This window comes from Rhodococcus sp. IEGM1428 (genome assembly GCF_050321865.1).
Lineage (GTDB): Bacteria > Actinomycetota > Actinomycetes > Mycobacteriales > Mycobacteriaceae > Rhodococcoides.
This window is the reverse complement of sequence record NZ_JBNQFW010000001.1, coordinates 1,838,109-1,844,293: the sequence shown is the minus strand read 5'-3', so window position 1 is coordinate 1,844,293 and position 6,185 is coordinate 1,838,109. Positions and strand designations below refer to the sequence as shown.

Below are 6,185 nucleotides of genomic sequence, written 5' to 3'. Positions count from 1 at the left end.
GGCCATCCGCGACGTCGGCAACCGCCCCCACAAACTGTTCCTGCACTTCTTCGAGTCGCCCAGCGAGGTCCTCGGGGAGGACGGCAAGGTCGTCGGACTACGCACCGAACGCACCGAACTCGACGGCACCGGCAACGTCCGCGGCACCGGCACATACAACGACTGGGACGTCCAAGCCGTCTACCGCGCCGTCGGCTACCTCAGCCAGAACATCAGCGCCCTCCCCTTCGACGAACAAGCCGGCACCATCCCCAACGAAGCCGGACGCGTCGTCGAGTCCCCGCACTCCACCACTCCCGTCCCCGCCACCTACGTCACCGGCTGGATCAAACGCGGACCCGTCGGCCTCATCGGCCACACCAAGGGCGACGCCAACGAAACCGTCGCGAACCTGCTCGAGGACGCACCGAACTTCACCGGTGCCACCGAGCCCGACCTCGACGCCGTCACCTCGTTCCTCGAAACCAAGCAGGTTCCCTTCACCACCTGGGACGGCTGGTACCGCCTCGACGCACACGAACGCTCACTCGGCGAAGAAGAAGGCCGCGAACGCGTCAAAGTCGTCGAACGCGAAGACATGCTGAAGGCATCCGAGCCCAACAAGGCTTCCGAACCCGTGCGCGTCCCATGACCCGACGAGGCCGCGGAGGCGAGGCTTCCGCGAATCATTCACAGCGTCGGGAGATTTCAAGCCTGTGGACGGCAACAGCCGACTCCGATCCGGCTCGGCCGGCTTCTCCCACTTGCCGAAACGACCACCGAGCTGTCACCGAAGAGGTCAATGATGCGTGAAGTTTCAGTTTCACAAACGTTCACCATTCCCGACGATGTATCTCTGGCCGACACCGTCTTCCGTTACGAGAAGGAATCGCCGAACCTCGTACCGTTCCAGCGCCTCGTGAACGGGACCTGGACCGACGTCACCGCGGGCCAGTTCGCCGAAGAGGTCACCGCAGTGGCCAAGGGCCTGATCGCATCGGGCATCGAACTGGGCGACCGTGTCGCCATTCTCAGCGCGACGCGCTACGAATGGGTCGTTCTCGACTACGCCATCTGGACTGCGGGCGGATGCACCGTCGCGATCTACGAGACCTCCTCGGCCGACCAGGCCCAGTGGATTCTCGAGGACTCGGCGACGAAGTTGCTCGTCGTCGAAACCGCGAAGCATGCGTCGGCCCTCAAGGAGGTCACCGAAGGTGCCCAGGATCTGCGCGAGGTTCTCCAGATCGACGCCGGTGCCATCGACGAGCTGACCACCCGCGGTGCCGGAGTGAGCGACGAGGACGTGCACACCCGTCGCCACCAGGTCACCGCTGCTTCCCCGGCCACCTTGATCTACACCTCGGGCACCACGGGCCGCCCCAAAGGTGTGCAGCTCACGCATGCGAACTTCTACGCCGAGGTCCAGGCCACCCAGATCGCGTTGCACGACTCCATGCGCGAGGGCAACCGCACGTTGATGTTCCTCCCGATGGCGCATGCGTTCGCCCGCGCGGTGTCGTTCGGCTCGTTCGAGTCGAAGGTGACCGTGGGCCACACCTCGGACGTATCGACCCTGGTGGATCAGTTCGCCGTCTTCAAGCCGAACTTCATTCTCTCGGTGCCACGCGTGTTCGAGAAGGTCTACAACTCGGCCAAGCAGAAGGCACACGACGGCGGCAAGGGCAGCATCTTCGACAAGGCCGCCGCGACGGCCATCGAGTGGAGCGAGGCCCAGGAGAAGGGCGGCGCAGGCCTGGTCCTCAATCTCAAGCACACGGTCTTCGACAAGCTCGTCTACTCCAAGCTGCGGGCTGCCCTCGGCGGCAACTGCGACCGCGCGGTCTCGGGCGGCGGCCCCCTCGGCGCGCGCCTCGGGCACTTCTTCCGCGGGGCAGGCGTCCCTGTCTACGAGGGCTACGGACTGACCGAAACCAGCGCGGCCGTCACCGTCAACACCACCAAGGAACAGCGCGTCGGCACCGTGGGCAAGCCCATCGACGGCCACGCGGTGAAGGTTGCCGAGGACGGCGAACTGCTGCTCAAGGGCCCGGTGGTGTTCAGCGGCTACTGGCACAACGAGAAGGCCACCGCCGAAGCGATCGTCGACGGCTGGTTCCACACCGGTGACCTCGGCGCGATCGACCAGGAGGGCTTCGTCTCGATCACCGGCCGCAAGAAGGAGATCATCGTCACCGCAGGCGGCAAGAACGTCGCGCCCGCAGTACTCGAGGACGCCCTGCGCGCCAACGCGATCATCAGTCAATGCCTCGTCGTCGGCGACGCCAAGCCATTCATCGGTGCCCTGATCACCCTCGACCCCGAGGCGATGCCGGGTTGGCTCGAACGCCACAACCTCTCCGCCGACATCCCGTTCTCGGAACTGTCCAAGAACGCCGACCTCGTCGCCGAGATCGACAAGGCCGTGGCCGAGGCCAACAAGAAGGTCTCGAACCCGGAGCAGATCAAGAAGTACACGATCCTCGAGAACGACTTCACCGTCGAAACCGGAGAGCTCACCCCGACGATGAAGCTCAAGCGCAACATCATCCACTCCGAGCGTGGCAGCGACATCGAGGCCATCTACTCGTAGATCGAGCGCATAACAGACAACACCCATCACACAGAACGATGTGATGCGATCCGCTGGAGGACACAGACCATGACAGATCAGATAGATCGAGTGAACGAGCGAACCTTCGAAAGTCTGGATCCCAGAACGGGTCTCGCACTCGCGACATATCCGATCGCAGATACGGCCGACGTCGAGTTCGCGGTGGCCCGCGCGCGCTCTGCCGCTACGTGGTGGGACGCACTCGGCTTCGCAGGCCGCAGAACATGGTTGCTGAAATACAAATCCGCCATTGCCCGCGACGCAGCGAGCCTCGCCGCCGTCATCACCGCCGAAACCGGCAAGCCCGACGACGACGCGATCCTGGAGATCCAGCTGGGCGTCGAACACATCGATTGGGCGGCACGCAACGCCGAGAAGACCCTCAAACAGCGCAAGGTCGGATCGGGTCTGCTGGCCGTCAATCAGAAGGCGTATGTGGGATACCGCCCGTTCGGTGTCGTCGGCGTCATCGGTCCTTGGAACTACCCTGTCTTTACGCCGATGGGTTCGATCGCTTACGCACTGGCCGCAGGCAACACCGTCGTGTTCAAGCCGAGCGAACTCACGCCGGGCGTCGGAGTGTGGCTGGCCGAGAAGTGGGCGTCGCTGGCCGCCCCGCATCCGGTCTTCCAGACCGTGACCGGCGACGGGTCCACCGGTACAGCCCTGGTCGAATCCGGCGTCGACAAGATTGCCTTCACCGGGTCCACCGCTACGGCCAAGAAGGTGATGGCCACGTGCGCGAAATCGTTGACCCCTCTGGTCGCCGAATGCGGCGGCAAAGACGCCATGCTGGTCGACTCCGACGCGAACATCGCTGCAGCAGTCGAGTTCGCGACGTTCGGCGCGATGGGCAATGCCGGCCAGACCTGCGCGGGCGTCGAACGCATCTATGTCGCTGCTCCGGTGTACGACCGATTCGTTGCCGAATTCGCCTCCGCTGTCAGGGCTTTGAAGCCCGGCGGAACAAAGACCTCGTCCTACGGCCCGATGACGCTGGGCAAGCAGAGCGACATCGTCCGCGGCCAGATCGAGGACGCCCTGGCCAAAGGCGGCAAAGTCGTTGTCGGCGGTCTCGATTCATTGCACGGGCCGTACGTCGACCCGGTTGTTCTCACCGACGTGCCCGAGGATTCCACTGCGATCACCGAAGAGACGTTCGGCCCCACGGTCGTCGTCAACAAGGTCCGCAATCTGGAGGAAGCCATCGCCCGCGCCAACGCATCCAAGTACGGACTCGGCGCATCGGTGTTCACCAAGGATGCTGCTGTCGGTCGACGCGCTGCCGAGAAGCTCGATTGCGGTGTAGTGACGGTCAATTCGGTGCTCGGCTTCGCGGCAGTCCCGGCATTACCGTTCGGCGGAACGGGTGACTCGGGATTCGGCCGCATTCACGGAGCTGATGGCCTTCGCGAGTTCAGCACAGTGAAATCACTGACTGTGCAGGGCTTCGCAGCACCAGTCGATCTGCTGACCATGAACCGCAAAGCACGGAACGTGAAGATCTCGGTGCTGGCACTGAAGCTTCGGCACGGACGAGGTTGAGCAATCACTCTCGATGGAATCACGCGACTATCAGGCAGCAAAGATAGTGTGCGCGATCGTCGTCGACGCCGGCCCTTCCGAATCTGATCACCAGACCATCCGACCACATATACGCCGAGGAGAATCATGATGCGCACTTTGTTCGAACCCGAGCACGACCTGTTCCGCAGCTCTTACCGAAAGTTTCTCGAACAGCACGTAGCCCCCAACCATGCGAAGTGGGAAGAGCAGAACATCGTCGACCGAGGCGTCTGGGTCGAGGCCGGGAAGCAGGGCTTCCTGGGTATGGACGTACCGGAGCAGTACGGCGGTGGAGGCGTCGCGGACTACCGTTACAGTGTCATCATCACCGAGGAAAATACGGCGGGCGGTTACAGCGGTATCGGGTTCTCGCTTCACAACGACGTCGTAGCACCGTATTTGATCGCCTCGGCCAACGACGAGCAGAAGCAGCGTTGGCTGCCCGGGTTCTGTTCGGGCGAGTTGATCACCGCAATAGCCATGACCGAGCCGGGTACCGGGAGCGACTTGCAAGGCATCAAGACCAAAGCCGTGCGCGACGGCGACGACTGGATATTGAACGGGTCGAAGACGTTCATCACCAACGGAATCAACGCCGATCTGATTATCGTCGTGGCGGTTACCGATCCGGAGAAGGGTGCCCAGGGTTTCTCGCTGTTCGCTGTCGAACGAGACATGCCTGGGTTCGAGCGCGGTCGCAACCTGGACAAGATCGGTATGAAGGCCCAGGACACCGCGGAACTCAGCTTCACCGACGTGCGCGTTCCTGCGGCCAACCTGCTTGGTGAAGAGGGCATGGGTTTCATCTACCTGATGCAGAACCTGCCTCAGGAACGGCTCTCGATCGCCGTCGTCGCCGCGGCCTCCATGGAATCCACGCTCGAGGCGACGATCCAGTACTGCCGCGACCGCAAGGCATTCGGAAGATCGATCGGCAAGTTCCAGAACACCCGATTCGTGTTGGCAGAGTTGGCCACCGAAACCACCGCCACCCGAATCATGGTGGACAAGTTCATCGAACTGCTCAACGAAGGCAAGTTGACAGTCCAGGAAGCCGCGATGGCGAAGTGGTGGACCACCGAGAATCAGGTCAAGCTGATCGACCGGTGCCTGCAATTGCACGGCGGCTACGGCTACATGAAGGAATACCCGATCGCCAAGGCTTACATGGACTCTCGCGTCCAGACGATCTACGGCGGCACCACCGAGATCATGAAGGAGATCATCGGCCGCGGGTTGAACCTCTGACGACACCTGCGAAGACTCCGAACACGACGACGGCGGCCGCTGGTAACTGCAGCGTCGCCCTTCGTGTGCCCGGGCTCGGATTTCACGCCGAGGTCTACCCCGCAACCACGCGTCCGATCTATTGCATCGACGTGGGCGGGACGAAAGTGGCTCCCGTATCCGTTGGGATCCGGTCTTTCCAGGCTACCTACTGAACGGAAACGGTATTGAACGACCGACCCTCGCAACACGTTCCTGTGGACACGGCAGCGCGACCGGATCCGCGGCGGTGCGTCTTCGCGGCATATCCGGTGGTCAGTTCCATCTCTGCGCGCTATGCAGACATGGACGCGAACGCCCACGTGAACAACATCGCTCTCGAGTCGATGCACGAGAATGCGCGCGCCGAACTCGTAGCGCGGGTGTTCCCCGGCGCATACGACCCGGCGCAACCGATCCGCCTGGTCGCATCGCAGAACGTCGTCCATTTCCTGGCCGAGGCGCGCTGGCCCACAGTGCTCCGAACAGGCGTTGGTGTCGCACGTATCGGCCGGACATCCTTCGTCGCATCGTCTGCCTTGTTCGACGATGCGAACTGCGTGAGTGTGTGCAACACGGTGCTCGTTCAGGTCGACGAGACGGGTCCGGTGCCGCTCCGCGGAAACTCCCTGGAGACCCTTCGAAGCGTCCTCGTCGGCTGGGGATCGGTATGACGCAGGCCATCGGGCCAGCCTGGTCGGGATTCGAGCCAGTTCGCGCCGAATTCCCGGGACTGAAGGCCGTCGCCTGATCCTCGCCG

The 6,185-nt window shown here is 63.0% G+C and carries 4 protein-coding genes and 1 pseudogene; all 5 read left to right on the top strand.

The features are described 5' to 3' along the window. A pseudogene (locus ACQR3T_RS08450) lies at positions 1–631 on the top strand (pyridine nucleotide-disulfide oxidoreductase); the annotation flags it as partial. A gap of 153 nt (positions 632–784) precedes the next feature. Further along, a complete protein-coding gene (locus ACQR3T_RS08445) occupies positions 785–2,572 on the top strand; it encodes an AMP-dependent synthetase/ligase (RefSeq protein WP_428693019.1) in 1,788 nt (595 codons plus the stop codon). Between the two features lie 69 nt (positions 2,573–2,641). Continuing rightward, a complete protein-coding gene (locus ACQR3T_RS08440; RefSeq protein ID WP_428693018.1) occupies positions 2,642–4,138 on the top strand; it encodes an aldehyde dehydrogenase family protein in 1,497 nt (498 codons plus the stop codon). A 126-nt stretch (positions 4,139–4,264) separates the two neighbouring features. Beyond that, entirely contained in the window at positions 4,265–5,407 is a 1,143-nt protein-coding gene (locus ACQR3T_RS08435; protein ID WP_428693017.1) for an acyl-CoA dehydrogenase family protein, read from the top strand. A 206-nt stretch (positions 5,408–5,613) separates the two neighbouring features. Beyond that, positions 5,614–6,099, top strand: coding sequence for an acyl-CoA thioesterase (locus tag ACQR3T_RS08430; protein WP_428693016.1), 486 nt, complete (start codon positions 5,614–5,616; stop codon positions 6,097–6,099). Positions 6,100–6,185: the final 86 nt, after the last annotated feature.

Coding starts and splice junctions, on each gene's coding strand:
- ACQR3T_RS08445 (WP_428693019.1), top strand. CDS start 785: ATGCGTGAAGTTTCAGTTTCACAAACGTTCACCATTCCCGACGATGTA.
- ACQR3T_RS08440 (WP_428693018.1), top strand. CDS start 2,642: ATGACAGATCAGATAGATCGAGTGAACGAGCGAACCTTCGAAAGTCTG.
- ACQR3T_RS08435 (WP_428693017.1), top strand. CDS start 4,265: ATGATGCGCACTTTGTTCGAACCCGAGCACGACCTGTTCCGCAGCTCT.